The organism is Corynebacterium sp. HMSC035E02, from assembly GCF_001836065.1.
Taxonomy (GTDB): Bacteria; Actinomycetota; Actinomycetes; order Mycobacteriales; family Mycobacteriaceae; genus Corynebacterium; species Corynebacterium hiratae.
In genome coordinates, this window is sequence record NZ_KV827302.1 from 1 (window position 1) to 16,704 (window position 16,704).

Annotated in this window: 12 protein-coding genes and 3 pseudogenes; 10 read left to right on the forward strand and 5 right to left on the reverse strand. The window is 57.5% G+C overall.

Translation table 11 applies throughout. The features are described from left to right. Nucleotides 1-78 precede the first annotated feature (78 nt). From HMPREF2635_RS13195 to HMPREF2635_RS01775, 3 genes and pseudogenes are all read left to right on the forward strand, one after another. Nucleotides 79-1,268 (forward strand): annotated as a pseudogene (locus tag HMPREF2635_RS13195) (IS3 family transposase); the annotation flags it as partial. A gap of 470 nt (nt 1,269-1,738) precedes the next feature. Further along, nucleotides 1,739-2,596 carry an ABC transporter substrate-binding protein gene (locus HMPREF2635_RS01770; protein ID WP_239663622.1) on the forward strand — a complete coding sequence of 286 codons (858 nt, stop codon included), beginning with the start codon at nt 1,739-1,741 and terminating at the stop codon, nt 2,594-2,596. A 347-nt stretch (nt 2,597-2,943) separates the two neighbouring features. Continuing rightward, nucleotides 2,944-4,800, forward strand: coding sequence for a siderophore-interacting protein (locus tag HMPREF2635_RS01775; RefSeq protein ID WP_049156228.1), 1,857 nt, complete (start codon nt 2,944-2,946; stop codon nt 4,798-4,800). A 128-nt stretch (nt 4,801-4,928) separates the two neighbouring features. On the opposite strand, the pseudogene HMPREF2635_RS01780 reads toward HMPREF2635_RS01775, so the two are convergent. From HMPREF2635_RS01780 to HMPREF2635_RS13375, 4 genes and pseudogenes are all read right to left on the reverse strand, one after another. Next, nucleotides 4,929-5,936, reverse strand: a pseudogene (locus HMPREF2635_RS01780) (phospho-sugar mutase); the annotation flags it as partial. 3 nt (nt 5,937-5,939) lie between these two features. Then, nucleotides 5,940-6,587, reverse strand: coding sequence for a deoxyribose-phosphate aldolase (gene deoC, locus HMPREF2635_RS01785; RefSeq protein WP_049156177.1), 648 nt, complete (start codon nt 6,585-6,587; stop codon nt 5,940-5,942). Beyond that, a pseudogene (locus HMPREF2635_RS01790) lies at nt 6,584-7,246 on the reverse strand (MFS transporter); the annotation flags it as partial. The gene deoC and the pseudogene HMPREF2635_RS01790, both read right to left, overlap by 4 nt. Then, entirely contained in the window at nt 7,237-7,395 is a 159-nt protein-coding gene (locus HMPREF2635_RS13375) for a hypothetical protein (RefSeq protein ID WP_158010535.1), read from the reverse strand. The pseudogene HMPREF2635_RS01790 and the gene HMPREF2635_RS13375, both read right to left, overlap by 10 nt. Nucleotides 7,396-8,400: 1,005 nt before the next feature. Between HMPREF2635_RS13375 and HMPREF2635_RS01800 the strand changes: the two genes are divergently transcribed. The 7 genes from HMPREF2635_RS01800 (at nt 8,401) to HMPREF2635_RS01830 (ending at nt 16,263) form a co-directional block, all read left to right on the forward strand. Then, nucleotides 8,401-9,021 (forward strand): DJ-1/PfpI family protein, encoded by a 621-nt coding sequence (locus HMPREF2635_RS01800; protein ID WP_049156299.1) that lies wholly within the window; start codon nt 8,401-8,403, stop codon nt 9,019-9,021. A gap of 164 nt (nt 9,022-9,185) precedes the next feature. Next, nucleotides 9,186-10,856, forward strand: a complete 1,671-nt coding sequence (locus HMPREF2635_RS01805; RefSeq protein WP_049156302.1) for an AbgT family transporter — start codon at nt 9,186-9,188, stop codon at nt 10,854-10,856. A 4-nt stretch (nt 10,857-10,860) separates the two neighbouring features. Continuing rightward, a complete protein-coding gene (locus tag HMPREF2635_RS01810) occupies nt 10,861-12,216 on the forward strand; it encodes a M20 family metallopeptidase (RefSeq protein ID WP_049156305.1) in 1,356 nt (451 codons plus the stop codon). 173 nt (nt 12,217-12,389) lie between these two features. Then, on the forward strand, nt 12,390-13,421 hold the full coding sequence (locus tag HMPREF2635_RS01815) for a siderophore ABC transporter substrate-binding protein (RefSeq protein WP_049156306.1): 1,032 nt from the start codon (nt 12,390-12,392) through the stop codon (nt 13,419-13,421). A gap of 39 nt (nt 13,422-13,460) precedes the next feature. Then, nucleotides 13,461-14,456: an ABC transporter permease gene (locus HMPREF2635_RS01820; protein WP_371326309.1), complete on the forward strand. Its 996-nt coding sequence runs from the start codon at nt 13,461-13,463 to the stop codon at nt 14,454-14,456. A 35-nt stretch (nt 14,457-14,491) separates the two neighbouring features. Further along, nucleotides 14,492-15,511 (forward strand): iron chelate uptake ABC transporter family permease subunit, encoded by a 1,020-nt coding sequence (locus tag HMPREF2635_RS01825; protein ID WP_049156312.1) that lies wholly within the window; start codon nt 14,492-14,494, stop codon nt 15,509-15,511. Beyond that, nucleotides 15,508-16,263 carry an iron ABC transporter ATP-binding protein gene (locus HMPREF2635_RS01830; protein WP_070821184.1) on the forward strand — a complete coding sequence of 252 codons (756 nt, stop codon included), beginning with the start codon at nt 15,508-15,510 and terminating at the stop codon, nt 16,261-16,263. Before HMPREF2635_RS01825 ends, HMPREF2635_RS01830 begins: the two co-directional genes overlap by 4 nt. Before the next feature lie 232 nt (nt 16,264-16,495). Here HMPREF2635_RS01830 and HMPREF2635_RS13380 read toward each other — a convergent pair whose 3' ends face one another. Beyond that, on the reverse strand, nt 16,496-16,654 hold the full coding sequence (locus HMPREF2635_RS13380) for a hypothetical protein (protein WP_168167651.1): 159 nt from the start codon (nt 16,652-16,654) through the stop codon (nt 16,496-16,498). Nucleotides 16,655-16,704: the final 50 nt, after the last annotated feature.

Consider the following 16,704-nt stretch of genomic DNA (forward strand, 5'->3'; position numbering starts at 1 on the left):
GGTTTATCCACACGAAATGTCCCTTAAGCCAGAGACGCAACGCGTAGACTTTATCGCCGTTTCCAACTGCGTGGCAGACTATGTCTCGTGGAGAAACCAAACAAGCAGCACTACTCCTTCGAGGCGAAGAAGGAAGTTGTAGAACGTCATCTTGCGGGTGAGTCGATGATGGATCTTGCCCGAGAGTTCAATCTTTCATCCGACCACCTCGTCAAGGACTGGGTGGCTAAGTGGCGCAGAGGCAGCGACGAGGCTCTGCGCCCGAAGCCGAAGGGCAGGCCCAAAGGATCGGCTGCGCCGAAACGCCTCACGGAAGAGGAAAAGCTTCGCCGCCAGGTTTAGCGGCTGGAAGCGGAAAACGCCTACTTAAAAAAATTGCGAGACTTGAGGAACCAGGGACACGCCTGAAAGCCCAGGCAATCGTCATCCTCAAGTCACACCACCGCTTGGACTACCTCCTGGATGCGGCCGGCATGGCACGCTCGACATTCTTCTACCACCAAAAACGACTCACCGCACCGGATAAACATGCCGAGCTCAAACAAGCGATCCGGGACAGTTTTCAGCGCAACAAACACCGCTACGGCTACCGGCGGGTACTGCTCGACCTGCGTAACCAGGGCTGGGTGGTCAACCACAAACTTGTCTACAAGCTCATGCGCGCCATGGGCTTGAAAGCCAAGATCCGCCAGCGCAGGCCCTACATCTCCTACACTGGCACAATCAGCTACATCGCTGAGAACACACTCGAGCGCAACTTCACCCCCGATAGGCTCAACACTGTCTTCGTCAGCGACGTCACCGAGTTCAAAGTCGCTGGCCGCAAGGTGTATCTCTCACCGGTGATGGACCTGTTCGACCGCTCAATCGTCGCCCACACAGTGGCCACATCGCCGTCTACGGCGTTTACCTCGGCTTCGTTGGCGCAGGCGATCAAAGCGTGTGCTCCAGAGCCGGGCTGGATGATCCACACCGATCAAGGATTCCAATACAAGCACTCATCATGGCGCACCCTGATTAGCCAGCACCAGGGAGTCCAATCGATGTCACGCAAAGGCAACTGCTACGACAACGCGGTCATGGAGAACTTCTTCGGCCACCTGAAAACCGAGATGTACCACGGAGAAGCCTTCGACACCGTCGCAGAGTTCAACCAGGCAATCGACGAGTACATCCGGTGGTACAACACCGAACGCATCCAACAACGACTCAAGGGTCTAACCCCGATGCAATATCGAAATCAGACCCTTGAAGCCCTAACCGCCTAGAATTAAACCAGTCCAACTTTCGGGGGTCAGTTCACGTGAATGTGTGGGGGCGGTTTTCGCTTTGTGGGGAGCCGGTCGTTCCGCCGACCCGCCGCCCGGAAGTGCATCGTCAAGCAGCATTTTCTTAGGTCCGCACTTATTTATAGCCGGGGATGAGTCTTGTGCGGGTGTGGGACTAGGAGTCTTGTAAATAGGAAATATCTATAGGAAAATAGTTTAACAAATCTGTTGCAACGTGGCTTAGGTAACGCTAACCTAACTTGAAAGTTGCCTTCGGGTCTACCGGAAAATCCGATGAAAAGAGCTGAAAGGCAACCTCAGGAAACCGACTTTAAGGAAAAGGGATGTCAGTAAAAAGGGGCGCGCGGTCATTTATCGCTGCCGCTATCTGTGCCGGATTGGTTCTGTCAGGCTGCTCGTCGAAGGATTCAACCGATGAAGCGGCAACAACCTCCGAAGTTGCAGAGGACGTGACCATTGAGCACGCCCGCGGTACGGATACGTATCCGGTCAATCCGCAAAATGTGGTTGCAGTGGGGACGGCCGTTGATAACCTGCTGGAACTTGGAATTAAACCAGCAGCTGTTGTGCAGCATAGAATAGACAAGAATTCGCCTTGGCGTGAAGAGAAGCTCGATGGCGTCAAGGTAATCGATCAGACAGATTTCAAAACTCTGCCACAAGAACAAATCGCGGCAATCGAACCCGACTTCATCGTTGGTGACTACTGGACAATTTCTGAGGCTAATTACAAGGAATTGTCTGCAATCGCACCGACTCTCGGCGGAATCTCCGATAAGGGAGAGGGCATCGGCTGGGAATCTCAGCTAGAAGCATTGGGCAAGATCTTCAATAAGGAATCCGAAGCGAAGAAAGCCATTGAAGAGGATCAAAAGCGTTTCTCCGACGTGAAGGAAAAACTGCCTAACCTCTCCGGTAAGACCGGCATTGTTTCCCAATTTGCCCAGGGATCCTTTGGTGCCGTTGCTGACCCCGAGGATCCAGGTGCCTCCTTCATCTACGATCTGGGCATGAAGTTCCCGGACAAGCTGACGGACGGATCCGTTCCAGTTGATAAGGGCCGCGTCACGCTTTCTCCGGAAAACGTGTCCTACCTGGCCGCTGACTTTATGGTTATTTATAACCGCGACGGCTCAATCGAAGAATTTGAAAACATTCCGGGATACAAAGATCTTCCGCAGGTGAAATCCGATGCGACTCTTGCCGGTGATTCAGCCATCGTTGCCGGACTCAACAACCCGACGAGCTTGAGTCGAGCTTGGGTGCTGGATAAGACGATGCCGACGCTGGAAAAAGTTGGAAAGTAGTCAAGGTCCGCACAACTCCGATGCCTGCTAGGTGGGGCTTACTCCACTGCGGCAGGTAGTCGCCAACGCCTTCCGATTTATCGGAAGGCGTTCTCTTCAATGGACTGTATCCAAGGTAGTGGTGCGTCCGTTCTTGCCCTTCCGAAACCGAAAACCTGGCCTCACGCTTCCCGCATATTCGTCCATCGGTGCAGCACGATGACTGCATTAAAGGTATGTAGGTGAGCTGGAAAATGCTTGGCGCTGGGAGAGGCGTTCAAAGCACCAGCAAAAAATTAATAAGAAAATAGGCCATCGAACAAAGTGAATTAAAAGCCATCTAGACCGAGAGGGGAATGGTCTCAAATATGCCAAGGAACAGCCGGAGCAGGGAAATTTATCCAATTTCTTACCGGGAATTATATGTGGAAAACATCGAAGATATATCGCCAGCCATGCGGCGTATTACGCTTAGCGGGGAACAGCTCCAGGAGCACAAACACGATGGTATTTCCGTTCCTGCATTATTAAGCAATGGTTTTGATGACGACGTTCGGCTGATCTTCCCGGATCCGGAAACTGGAGAAAGGCCGCACCCAATCGCCCAAAAAGATGGCAACCTACTGTGGCCAGAAGCTGTCAAAAATCTATTCCGGACATACACGGTCCGCCACTTTGACGCTGCTAACCAGCGGTTAGCAATAGATTTCGCGCGCCACGGTGAGGGCCTAGCAGAAAACTGGTCACAGAACGCTCGAATAGGTGACGCCATTTTTGTGGCAGGTCCGAAGTCTTGTGCACAGTTACCTACGCATACCGATTGGCTATTTTTGGCAGGAGATGAGACTGCGCTCCCGGCAATTGGCCGCTGCGTAGAATCACTCCCGTGCGGGCACCCTGCGATTGCGGTGATAGAGGTTCCTACGAGCGCTGATATTCAGAGCTTAGACATTTCCGATTCAGTACAGGTCCACTGGGCGGTACGCGAACGGGGTGAGGACTTCGTGGAAAAGACTAGGGCGCTTTTTGAAGCTACTTCTCCTTCATTATTGCCTGATGGCGAAGGATACGTATGGGCGGCAGGGGAAGCTTCTCGGCTAAAACCGCTGCGCCGTTTGTTTAAAGCTTCCGGAATTACCCCTGAGCATCAAGAAATCACGGGCTACTGGCGGCGTACTAACCCGAAACACGGCAAAGGAAACGCATCGAGCAGTAGTAATAGTGTTTTGCATAATATCCATGATTTAGCTGAGTTGAACTCGGCCTTTGCGCTTCGCACTGCAGTACGTTTAGGACTATTTCAAGAAATCGATGCGGGTGCCAACACAGTCCCTGCCCTTGCTGTTGCGGCAGAACTTCACGAGGAGGCTTTGGGAAGATTTGTCCGTTACTTGGCCGCTCTTCAACTCGTCGAAATCAGCGGGGACGCCCTCACGTTGACTGCAATGGGAATGGAACTGGCGGACCCAGATTCAAATGCGGTGCGCTGGTTAAGCGGGCCTGCGCATCTTGAGGCGATGGCGCTGATGCGACTTGAGCACAGTCTTCGTACCGGTGAGTCAGCACCTCAAGGGGAAAAGGGATTGCCGTGGTCAGAGTATGTTAGCCGTGACCCACAACTCGTGGCCGAACGCTTTGAGCAAAAGAATGTGAGCGCTGGGTGGACTGCTCCTTCGGCAGCTAAGGCACTACAGCAGTATTTAGATGAAACCGCTCGCGTTCTCATCATTGGCCAGGGAGGCGCGGTATATGCAGATGAAATACTCCGACGATGGGAGCATGCCCAGAGCCGTATTATCAGTGATGCTTCCTCGGAAGCGGTGCTACAGGAAATCGCAGTAAACTCTCGTGCACGATGCGAGACGAATGGCGAGGGAAGCGGTTTTTATCCCACTGAAGTGGACTATGTGTGGGCAACTGATGTAGTTTTCATCGATCCCTGGGGTGTCTTTGGTAGCGAGGAAGTAGCTCACCAATTAAACCGTGCAATAAGTAAGGATACGTTCCGGCGGGTTTATATCTTTACCGAGGTTATCGATACGGTAGGCGGAGATGAGCATTCCTATGAAGAGGACATGGTGAGGCTTTCCATGTTCGGCACCAAGATACCGACTCAGGAAGACATCAACGCTGCTGTCGCTGACAACGGCGCTTTTATTGCCTCCACCACGGCTGTTGGCTGGGGTAAACGCCTTTTCGTTCTTGAGGCAGAGGCGAAATCCTAAAGAGGAACTGCTGAGGTTCCCATCGTGTAGTCGACACCCTGGCTGAGGTCAAAGAAAAATGCCGAAGGAACCACGGTGTCTATGCTGCGGTTCATGCCGGATAAAAGCCGCTGCTGTCCCTGTGAAAGAGAAACCGAGGGCCGGTAATCGCCCAGGAGGGCACCGGTTTCGTCGCCGCTTAGTTGGCGCCAAGAGTTTTCCGCCGTGGGGACGGCGGCGGCGCAGCGATCGGCATCTGGGTCATAAGCGATATGGATATCGGCATCGATCTCCTCAGCGTGCTTGATTCCAAGGTCTAAGGCGCCGGGTTCTTCCGGGTTGGGGAAGGACACCGTAGGGAGGTCAGGGTCGGGTTCGGCCTGCTCGGGCACCAGCGAGACGCGGAAGCCACAGCGGGAAAGCAGTTCCTTGCCGAGCTCGGCCCCCACGCCGTGCATGGCGGTCAGCGCGATGGTGATATCGGTATTGTCACCGACTAGCTGGGCGGCGCGGTCGAGATAGTCCTCGCGGGTATCGACGTCCTCGATGCGCTCAGAAGAAAGCGCAACCTCGTCGGCATAGGGAGCCGCAGCGATAGCGGCGGCAATTTCGGAGTCTGCCGGAGAAATAAGCTGCACGCCCTCGCCTGGGCCGGTGGCGATGCGGCCGCCCAAGTACACCTTGTAGCCGTTATCGGCTGGAGGGTTGTGGGAGGCGGTGACCATAATGCCGGCATCTGCGCCCAAGGAGCGAACCGTAAAAGCCGTCAGTGGGGTCGGGTTCTGTGCAGGCAGAACCAGGGCCTTACCGCCGGCGGCGGAGATGACCTGGGCGGCATCGCGCTGGAACTGCGCGGAACCGTGGCGGGCATCGCAGCCAATGACGACGACCGGAGCATCGACCTGCTGGTTGAGCCAGGTGATAAGCCCGTAGGTGGTGCGGATGACCACGGCGCGGTTCATACGGGTTTCGCCCGCCCCCACGGCGGCGCGCAGGCCCGCGGTACCGAAGTTCAAGGGGCCAGCGAAGGCCGCGGCGAATTCTTCGGAATTGCCTTCCTCGATCCACGTCAGTACCTGGCGGGCGGTGTCCGCATCCGGATCGTGTTCGGCCCAGGTGCGGGCGTAGTCGACATCGAAGTTCGTGTGTGCGGGCATGGCTTAAAGCTCCTCGAGGATCTTGGCGGAGGAAGACAGCCCCAGGCGGGTAGCGCCGGCTTCGATCATTGCCAGTGCATCCTTGCCGCTGCGGATGCCGCCGGATGCCTTAACGCCGAGAGCGTCGCCTACGGTCTCGCGCATGAGCGTGACCGCGTGGGTGGACGCACCGCCGGCGGGGTGGAAACCGGTGGAAGTCTTGACAAAGTCCGCCTGGGCGGCTGCGGCGGCCTTGCAGGCGAGGACAATGGCGTCGTCGGAAAGCGCGGCAGACTCGATGATGACCTTGAGCACCTTGCCAGGGATGGCATCGCGCACGGCCTGGATTTCGGCCTGCAGATCCTCGGCGCGGCCCTCGATGGCCAGGGGGATATTGATGACCATGTCCACCTCTTCGGCGCCATCAGCAACCGCGCGGGCTGCCTCAGCGGCCTTAATCTCCGGCTTTACGGCACCGGAGGGAAAGCCCACGACGGTGGCGATGTGCATGGATTCTGAAACCTCGATGGGCAGGGCGGACGGGGAAACGCAGACGGAGTAGGTGCCCAGCTCGGCCGCCTTATTGACCAAGGCGCGGAACTGCTCCGGGGTGGCCTCCGGCTTGAGCAGGGTGTGGTCGATGATGGAAGCAACGTCGGTGCGGGAAGTCATAATTGTTCTCCTGAGCGGGTTAGGCGGGATTCGGAACGGGCCATCTTGAGGTCAGAGACGACGTACAGGGCAATACCGATGGCGGCGACTGCCGCGAGGATCCACAGCACGGTGTTATAGCTGGTGAGGTCCTGCAGCTTTGCCGTATAGGCAATGCCCAGTGGGATGGCGATATTGATGGTCAGGTTATAAAAGCCAATCGCGATGCCGGACTTGGTGGCGGTGATATTGCGCAGTGCGGTATTGACCAGCGGGGCGTACATAAGCGCAAAGCCGGAGGCAAAGGCCACGATGGCCAGGATGAGTACGGCGACGTGAAGCTGCACGAAGAGCGCGGCCGCCACCAGCGCGCCGGCGACAAGGGCGAAAGCGGTGTAGATGGTGGCGCGAGAGGACAAAACGCCACCGATCTTGCCGGAGAAAATACCAATGAGGATGGCGCAAATATAGCCCGGGATCATCAGCAGGGAGGTCTTATCGATGTTCATGCCGTGCAGGTCATGTGCGGCAAATGGCAGCAGGAAAATGAAGCCCATCTGGGTGGAGTAGACGAAGAAGACCATGAGGATGGTCCACACATAGCGGCCGTTAGTAAAGAACTCCGGGGTGACCACGGGGTGCTTGGCGTGGCCGATGTGGATGATGAAGCCTACGACGCCCCGGTGGTGGCACCCTTATTCTTGTAGAGGCGTTGGCCGCATAGAGTGTGGATTACTCCGTGTGGTTCGATGTGGTGAATGAGGTGCCGCAAGCGTGGCGTGCCGGTACTCCGGCGTGCCGGGTTGGTGGTGGTTTGTGGGGTGGTCATGGTTGCCTTTCCTGGTGCTATTAGGGAAGGATTAGGGAATTTTCCCGTCCTTGTTTCTTGAATTGCGCCTGTGACCTGCTGTGTTGTGGTGTGGGGGTTCAGTCCCCGGCGGCTCCACCGGAAAGCCCCAGCTAGATAACGTTCTAGCTGGGGCTTCTTCTCGTTTTGTATCCCTGGCCTGCAGTAATGGCGCATGTCCGGTGCGTGCAGGTAGGGCCACCCGTGTCCCGCATTAGTCCCACAAAACACCCCACTAGTCCCACACCAGTCCCACAAAAGCCCCGAATCAAGCCCCGACGGCTCCACAAATAGCATGAGTGTTCACCGAGGGGAATGCTGTATCGAGACCGTTTTGGTGGCTAAGCTTGGGTAACAGCTGTCTGGCGGGAAACGCTAGGGGGTTCTGAATAGGGGAAGATGCGTGAAACCGCTTGCAGGCTTTCTTGAGTTCCCTAAGGGGGTAGAAGTGATCGCTTTCGCTGGGGCTATCGCGGCCGTGCTAGGGCTGAATATCGTGGCGAATGAAACTGGTGCGAACTCCGAGGGGTTCGTAGTTACAGCTATTCTGTTGGGGTTCGGGCTCGCACCCTTTGTTGGAGATTCTCTGGAGCGCCATATTCCGGTTTCGATGTGGCGGCGTGTGTCTTTTTCTCGCGTTGCTAGCCGTCGGTGGGGTGTCGAGCTATTTAATGCTGTGCTCACGCGAATCGGATGGAACGGCATGATTTTGGCGATGCGCAGAGAAGAGTCCGCCAAGCGTGAAGGGGCGAACCCCCTTCGGCCGGTGCGAGCGTCGGCAGCTGGGCATGTATGGGGATTGCTGCTCCATATATGTAGCGCTGGATGGTGCGCTGCGGCAGACGGATTGTTTGCGGCTACAGTTCTTCTTGTTGTCGGGGTTGTGGGCCATCTGTATCCGGTTTTGCTTCAATTACGTGTGCTCACGGATGCTCGGGGGAGGTAGTTCAATATCGGTGTCGTTGCAGCCTGCTTTAGGATGGCCGCATGGATACCGAATCTCTCCGCATCACGGTCGTCTTGTTTGAGGGCTTCGAGCTTCTCGACGTCTTCGGGCCCGTCCAGCTGCTTCAAGCGGTGCCTGATGTCGCCGTTGTTTTCGCAGGACCGGATAGTGGGCCAGTTGCTAGCTCGCAGGGCGTGGAAGTGGTGCCGACAATTTCTTATGGGCAGATTGAGCCGGCCGACGTTCTCCTCGTCCCGGGAGGAAAGGGGACCCGGAAGCTCGTGGAAGACGAATCTTTTCTGACGTGGCTTCGTGAGGTGGGTGCGCAAGCGCCGGTGGTTGCCTCCGTGTGTACGGGTTCTGCGGTCCTGGCGGCGGCTGGGCTCTTGGAGGGCTACGCCGCAACAAGCAATAAGCGTGCTTTTAGCTGGGCCACGTCCTTCGGGGGCGATGTGTCCTGGCGGCCGGAGGCGCGGTGGGTGCACGACCGCAATCGATGGACCTCCTCAGGCGTGGCGGCGGGGATGGATATGACTGTCGCGCTCATTGCGCACCTCGTATCAGACAGTGCTGCCATCAATGCTGCCAACTTTGCGGAATATGATGCGCACCGCGACAGCGAGTGGGATCCTTTCGCGCGGCTGAATGGACTGGTGCCTTAGAACCCTGGTAGATGGGGGTAGCCGGTGGGATGGACGTAGTACCGCTGTACGAAAAGTGTGACGCGGAGCGACGCTTGGTGTTACTCAAGTTACAAACGCGTGGTAGCCTTTCCTCAACAGTGTGACGTGGAGCACTGGGACTGACCCCTACGACAGGAGTACCCATGAACAGCCCATCGAATGCAGCGCCACAAGGCGGCGCTGGTACCACGGAGAAGTCGAAAGCAAATCCCGCCAAGGCTGAGCAAAATTCGAGTCAACAGTCCAGTGGGGGAATGCTGGATAAGTTCCTCAATGGTGTCGAGTACATCGGCAACAAGCTGCCGGAGCCCTTCACCATCTTCCTGATTCTTTTCCTAATCACAGGCGTTCTCTCCACCATCATGGCGAAGATGGGCGTGGAGATTAAGATTCCCGGATCGGATGAGATCCAGCCGGTGAAAGGCCTGTTTACCGGTGAGGGGCTGACGTGGTTCACCACCACAATGGGTGAGAACTACATCAACTTCCCGCCGCTGGTAACGGTGCTGCCCATCATGCTCGCAGTGGGAGTGGCAGAGCGCTCCGGAATGCTCTCTGCGTTGATTCGCAAGCTCTTCGGTTCCGCGAAGCCGTGGCTGCTTCCGTACGCCGTCGGCGTTATCGGCGTGACCGCCTCCGTCATGGCGGATGCCGCCTTCGTTATCGTCCCGCCGCTGGCCGCGATGGTCTTCAAGGCCGCAGGCCGTCACCCGGTGGCTGGTCTGATCGGCGGCTTCGCCGCCGTGGGTGCTGGCTATTCGACCGCCTTGGTGCCCACTTCCCTGGATGCGCTCTTTGCCGGTATTACGACCGCGGTTATGGAGACCCTGCCGAATACCGAGTTCGCTCCGGTTAACGCCATGTCGAATTACTACTTCAACGTGGCTTCTTCCATCGTGCTCGGTGTGCTGGCCGGCTTCATCATCGACAAGGTGATCGAGCCGCGCATGTGGAAGCAGGAGGTTCCCACCGAAGAAGACATTGATCCCGAGGATGCCGCCGAGCGCGGCGACCGTGACGAGAACGGCGAGGAGCTCACCGCTGAGCTGCGCCCAGCCGAGGCCAAGGGCCTCATCTGGTCCGGTGTGGCCACGGTCATCCTCACCGCCATCATTCTCTTCGCAGTTCTTCTGCCAGAATCGCCGTGGCGCAATGAAGAAGGCGGCTTCTTGCCCAAGTCCCCGCTGCTAAACTCCATCGTCTTTATCGTGTTCGCCTATTTCTTGGTCCTCGGCGTGGTCTACGGCAAGGTTGTCGGCACGGTCAAGGGAATCACCGATGTTGTGAACATGATGATCGGCGCGCTCAAGGACATGATGAGCTTCCTCATCTTGGCCTTCATCCTGGGCCAATTCGTGGCACTGTTCTCTTGGACCGGTATCGGCACCTTCACCGCGGTGAAGGGTGCTGCCTTCCTCGAATCCATCGGGCTTACTGGCTTCCCAGCTATTTTCGCCTTCATCGCTCTGGCGTCCTGCCTGAACCTGCTGATTATTTCCGGATCCTCGATGTGGACGCTCATGGCCGCGGTCTTCGTGCCCATGTTTGCCCTGCTGGGCTATGAGCCGGCCTTCATCCAAGGCGCATTCCGCGTCGGCGATTCCGCAACCCAGATCATCACCCCGCTCAACCCGTACATGATCGTCATGCTCGGCTTCCTCCAGCGCTACGAACGCGAGGCAGGCTTGGGAACGCTGATGTCGCGCCTCGTGCCCTTCGTGGTCCCATTCTTTACCGCGTGGGCGATCTTGCTGGCCATCTGGTTCTACGTGGACCTTCCGCTGGGACCGGGCAACAACGTCATGATTGGTTAAGCGCATGAACCAACGCAACAATCCATCGACAGCGTATTTGGAAGCGATGGAGGAGGGCGTCGCCAAGCGCGTGGCGTCTGCAGCACCACCGGAAAAACAGGAAGAAGACTACCCAGGCCAAGCGAAGCTCTGGGACGCGGCGGCCGCGCGGGCTGAGGCCTTGCGGGAGAAGGCCGCGCACATCGTCGCGGACCTGCACGCTCACCCTGAAACGGCCTTCGAAGAACATCGTTCCATGGCGGTACTGGCGGACCTCGTTGAAGAGCACGGCTTCTCCACGCGCCGCGGGGTTTATGGCGTGGAGACCGCGTTCGAGGCCTCGTGGCAGAGTGCAGATTTCGACCCTGAACGGCATCCCACCGTGGCCATCCTGGCGGAGTACGATGCCCTGCCCCAGATCGGGCACGCGTGCGGGCATAACGTCATTGCCGCGGCGGGCGTTACTGGATTCTTGGCGGCTACTGCCGTGCTGGACGACGCCCCTCCCATGTCCGGCCGCATCCTCCTCCAGGGGACCCCAGCGGAGGAAGGTCATTCCGGCAAGGAATACATGATCCGCGGTGGCAGCCTCGACGGCGTGGATGCCGCGGTGATGATCCATGGCTTTGGCTATGACATTGGCGCGCATGCCTGGGTGGGTCGGCGCATCCTACGCGTGACTTATCGTGGCGTGGCCGCGCATGCCAGCTCCCAACCCTTCATGGGGCGCAATGCGCTTGATGCTGCGAGCCTGGCCTACCAGGGGATTGGGCTGATGCGGCAGCAAATGCCGCCCTCGGATCGGGTACACGCCATCATGAGCGGCGGCGATCGCCCCTCCATCATCCCGAGCGCGGCGGATATGACTATTTACGTGCGCTCGTTGGGGACGCGCACACTCATAGATCTGTCCGCCAGGGTGGAAGACATCGTCCGGGGCGCTGCACTTATGGCCGGTGTAGAGGTGGACGTGGATTGGGATGAGCATCCGATGACCCTGCCCGTGCGCAACAACGCGGCGCTGGTGGAGCGGTGGTCGGCCACGCAGGCGCGCCGCGGACGCACCGCGCTGCCCGCTGGGACGGTGCCGGATACGGTGGCTGCTTCGACTGACTTTGGCAATGTCTCTCACCTCGTGCCTGGTCTGCATCCGATGGTGAAGGTATCGCCAACTGACGTGGCTCTGCACACGGAGAACTTTGCACGCTGGGCTGCCACGCCGCAGGCGGTAGATGCGGCCGTTGATTCGGCGGCGGGTGTGGCACAGGTTGCCCTCGATTTCTTGGCGGATCCGAATTTCCGCCGCGCGGTGCGGGAGGATTTTGATAGGGAAGGGCCAGTGTCGGTGAGTGATCTCATCGCGGAGAAGGGGGAAGGCTAAGCGTAAATATTTTGTTCTAAAAGGCATGTCACGGGCGGCAGGTGGTGGTCTGCTACCCCCGTCATGAATTAGGAAACATAAGCGTGCTTGAAAGGTAAGCGTTACTTGAGTTAGGTTAGGCGCTGTCCTTATTTGCCAACTGTGGTTAGCCACACCTAATATGCAAGGAAGCTATGTTTAACCTTTCTCGCCGTGCCTCGCGCACGACCGCCGCCAAAGTTGCCGCCACTCTCTCGGTCGCAGCGCTTGCTCTCACCGGCTGCTCTTCCAGCCAGTCTGAGGAGACCGCTGAGCCGACCGAATCCGCGGCGGCAGGCGCCTCCACCATCACCCTGGAGGATAACTTCGGCTCGAAGGAAGTTACCCTCCCGGTGGAGAACCCTGCGGTGACGGATAACCGCGCCTTTTCTGTCCTGGCGCAGTGGGATATCGACCTTGCTGCCGCACCGCTGCCGCTGGTCCCGAAGTCCCTGCGTGACACCTACAACAAGGACACGGTCGAGGTTGATCTGGGCTCCCATAAGGAACCAGATCTCGAAAACCTCGTCGCGGCCGAGCCTGACGTGGTGTGGAACGGCCAGCGCTTCGAGCAGCACCAAGAGGATATTGAGAAGCTGCTCGAGGATGTCCCGGTGCTTGACTTCGAGCCGCGCGATGACGAAGACTTCTTCGACGAGCTCAAGCGCCACACTGAGGCCCTGGGCCAGGTTTTCGGCCACGAAGAGGACGCCGCGAAGCTCATTGAGGACTTCGACGCCGCTGCTGAACGCGCTAAGAAGGCCTACAACCCAGAGCAGAAGGTCATGGCTGTGAACACCTCCGGCGGTGAAATCGGCTACATCGCTCCCGGTATCGGGCGCGTGTATGGCCCGGTCTTCGAGCTGCTTGGCCTGACCCCGGCCCTGGAGGTGTCCAACGCCTCCGATGACCACGAGGGCGACGATATCTCCGTTGAGGCCATTGCCGAATCCAACCCGGATTGGATCCTCGTCATGGACCGTGACTCCGCTATCTCCAAGGAAGGCCAGGATGTCACGCCGGGCGAGAAGCTGGTCAAGGACAACGCGGCGCTCAAGAACGTTACCGCTGTGAAGGAAGGCAACGTTTACGTGGCGCCGAATGACACCTACATTGATGAGTCCATCATTACCTACACCGAGATCTTGAACGCGCTTGCCGACGCCTTCGAGAAGGCCAACGCCTAACCATCCTTCGGCAGCCAAGGAGGAGACTAAACCGTGACGGTGAAGAGCAGCGCTGCGGCAGAGCACTCAGCTGTCAGCCCGCGTAACTCCCGCGGACCTGTGCTGACCTGGAAGCTAGGCCTCGGCGTGCTCGGCGTAGTCGCGCTTCTGGTCCTTTCCCTCATGGTGGGGGAGTACAGCATCCTTGATAATGAGGACGGCTGGGCGATGTTCTTCACCACCCGCGTACCGCGTACCGTGGCGCTCGTCTTGGCGGGCGCCGCGATGGCAATGAGCGGTTTGGTCATGCAGCTGCTGACCCAAAACCGTTTCGTGGAACCCACGACGACAGGAACCACCGAGTGGGCAGGATTGGGCCTGCTCTTTTCGCTTATCCTTTTCCCGCATTCATCCGTGCTGGTGAAGATGGTCATTTCGGTTTTCTTTGCATTCGTGGGAACCATGGTCTTCTTCGCTTTCCTTCGCCGCGTGGCGTTGCGCTTCTCACTCATCGTGCCGATCATCGGCATCATGCTGGGCGCTGTCGTTAGTGCCGTATCCTCCTACGTGGCGCTCGCCACGGATACCTTGCAGCAGCTCGGAATCTGGTTCATGGGGTCCTTTACCTCTGTCTATGAGGGGCAATACGAGGTCCTGTGGATCGTGCTGTTGGTTTTGCTGGCGGTATATTTCTACGCTGACAAGCTCACCGTAGCCGGCCTAGGAGAGGACATTGCCACTAATATCGGCTTGAATTACAAGCGGATGATTCTGTTGGGAACCGGGCTCATCGCGGTGGCGACGGGCGTTGTCACCGTCGTCGTTGGCTCCCTGCCGTTCCTCGGTCTTATCGTGCCGAACGTGGTCAGCATGCTGCGCGGCGATGACCTGCGCTCCAACCTGCCTTGGGTCTGCCTACTTGGCATCGCCACCGTGACCTTGTGTGACCTCATTGGCCGCACCATTATCTCCCCGTTTGAGATGCCCGTATCAGTCATCCTGGGCATTGTGGGTGCTATCGTGTTCGTCGTCTTGATCGTGAGGTCGACCAAGTGAGTGTAAGTATCTCTATCCCTAAGACGAAGGAACCTGTGCAAACGTCACGTGCCCGGCGAAACGTGGGCAGCTTCCAGTCTGCTGCTGCGGCGCGAAAATACTGGATCATCCTTGCAGCCTTGATCGTTGCCGGGCTGGTTTTCGCCTTCGGGCTCTTGGCCTATGACAACCCCATGGATTTTGGTACTCGCAAGTGGTGGTTGATCGCGCGTCGCCGCGCTGATGCAGTAACGGCCATGGCCATCGTCGCCGTATGCCAGGCCGTGGCCACGGTGGCTTTCCATACGGTGACGAACAACCGGATCCTTACTCCCTCCATCATGGGGTTTGAATCCCTGTACGTCGCGATTAATACAGCCACGATCTTTTTCCTTGGCGCCTCCGGCCTAACTCAGGCCCGCAACATGGGAACCTTCCTTGTGCAGCTTGTGCTCATGGTGGGCCTATCCCTCGTGCTGTACTCCTGGTTGCTGACCAGCCGCCGCAACAACATGCATGCGATGCTGCTGGTTGGCATCATTATTGGTGGGGGCTTGGGATCGCTGTCGACGTTTATGCAGCGCATGCTCACGCCCAGTGAATTCGACGTGCTCACCGCGCGGCTCTTTGGTTCCGTTAACAACGCGGAGAGCGAGTACTATCCCATCGCCATACCGTTGGTTCTCGCGGTGACACTGCTGATGTACCTGAACTCCCGCCAGCTCAACGTGCTAGCCCTGGGCCGCGATGCCGCGACGAACCTTGGTGTTAACCACAAGGTCAATGCAATCTACACGCTGATTTTGGTCTCCATTCTTATGGCAACAAGCACCGCGCTTGTAGGGCCCATGACATTCCTTGGCTTCCTCGTGGCAACCCTGGCCTACCAGGCGGCGGAGACCTACGACCACCGCTTTTTGTTCCCAATGGCAATTGCCACAGCCTTTGCCGTCCTCACCGGTGCATACTTCCTGATGCAGCACGTCTTCTATGCGCAAGGCGTGGTCTCCATCATTATTGAGCTAGTGGGCGGCAGCGTCTTCCTTCTGGTCATTCTGCGAAAGGGCAAGCTGTGATCAAGCTATCCAAAGTGTCCAAGTCCTACTCCGGTGAGACCAACATCGGCCCCATCGATCTGGAGATCCCCTCCGGCGGTATTACCGCGCTGATTGGGCCGAATGGTGCGGGCAAGTCCACGATGCTGACGATGATCGGCCGGCTTCTCGACGTCGACGAGGGCACCATCGAGGTCGCCGGTTACGACGTGTCCTCCACGAAATCGCAGGACTTGGCGAAGATCCTTTCCATCCTGCGTCAGGAGAACCACTTCATTACCAAGCTGACCGTGCGCCAGCTGGTGAGCTTCGGCCGTTTCCCTTACTCGAAGGGGCGTCTGACTGCGGAAGATGAAGAGATAGTCTCGCGCTACATTGATTTCTTCCATTTGCATGAATTGGAGAACCGCTATCTCGACGAGCTATCCGGTGGGCAGCGCCAGCGCGCATATGTGGCGATGGTGCTCTGCCAGGAAACGGATTACGTGCTTCTCGACGAGCCCCTCAACAACCTCGACATCTCACACTCCGTGGAGATGATGAAGCACCTGCGAAAGGCCGCCAAGGAATTCGGCCGCACGATCATCATCGTGTTGCACGACATCAATTTCGCTGCCCGCTATGCCGACTATATTTGTGCGGCCAAGGACGGGAGCATCGTTTCCTTCGGTAGTCCGGAGGAAATCATGCGCGATGAGATTCTCACGCCCATCTTCGAAACCCCAATCACCGTTATTGATGGCCCGGATGGGCTGTTGGCCTGTTACCACTAGCTATTAACATTCAGGTGGACTTCCCGACATCGAGAAAACCGCCCCAGGACGAGCACAAAAAGCGCCTCTTCCTGGGGATTTGTTGTTTGTTGGGGGTGTGCGTATATTTATCGAGGTCGCCGCGAGGTAGCCGTTTGGTTAACTGGTGGTAGATGTTCGGGCAATGTTTGTTTGGCGGGTTTGACTTTGGTTGAGCTTGTTGGGTAAGGTTGTTCGGGCCGCCGCAGGGAGGTTAACGTTTGGTTAATTTTTGTTGTGGTGTGCGGATGATGTTTGAGAACTCAATAGTGTGCCAATGTACTTTTTGTGTTGGTTGATTTTTATTGTTCTGGCCGTGTTGTGCCGTATGTATGGCACGGTTGGTGTATGCCGGATGGCGCTTTTCTTTCAAGCGGCGTCATTGTAAACATTTTAAGTTGTTTGGGCGTATTGATTTAAATC